Consider the following 580-nt stretch of genomic DNA (forward strand, 5'->3'; position numbering starts at 1 on the left):
TTTCTCCCGATACTTGGAACTACTCCACAAGGGGCGGCGGACTCTGTGTCTATCCTTAGCTATTATTTCTTAGTTCTTAGGTATTGAAGCTGAGGTAAGAAAAATAATGTTAGGACATTAAACAATCATTGCCCTGCCAAAGTAATGAGGCTGACAAAGTGGGCAATAAAAGCGATTTTGTGGTGCGACATTCGCAATGTGCTGACAACTGAGTGAGGTTAGCATGGCAAACAGGGATGTTTGGCAAGGAGCGTTAAGAGCGAACGAAGGCGGAAGGTAGTCACATCGTGACCACTTGCGTGGTCGCGGCGGGAGATTGTAAAGAGGGTTCGCGCCAACCCTCTTAACTCGGACGTATTCACCGTATAGAAACAACCGCAAAACAACAAAACGTCCGAAACTTATCGAACCCAAAAAATTGAGGAACGGGGTTTTTAAAGCCAAAAAATCCCGCCCAAGTTTCCCCGAAATTGGTTTTAAAACTAAAATTAGCTCGCTATAAACATAAGAGTTTATTTTGGCAAATAAGTTTGGTGTATTTAATTTAGCGACATTCGCAACGTGCTGACAACTGAGTGAG

The 580-nt window shown here is 43.4% G+C and carries 1 protein-coding gene; it reads right to left on the reverse strand.

The genetic code is table 11. The annotated features are described in order from the left end of the window. Positions 1-117: 117 nt before the first annotated feature. On the reverse strand, positions 118-580 hold a 463-nt coding region (locus H3T83_RS11405), incomplete at its 5' end, for a hypothetical protein (RefSeq protein WP_232351166.1).

Source organism: Gilliamella sp. M0320, assembly GCF_016101635.1.
GTDB classification, from domain to species: Bacteria; Pseudomonadota; Gammaproteobacteria; order Enterobacterales; family Orbaceae; genus Gilliamella; species Gilliamella apis.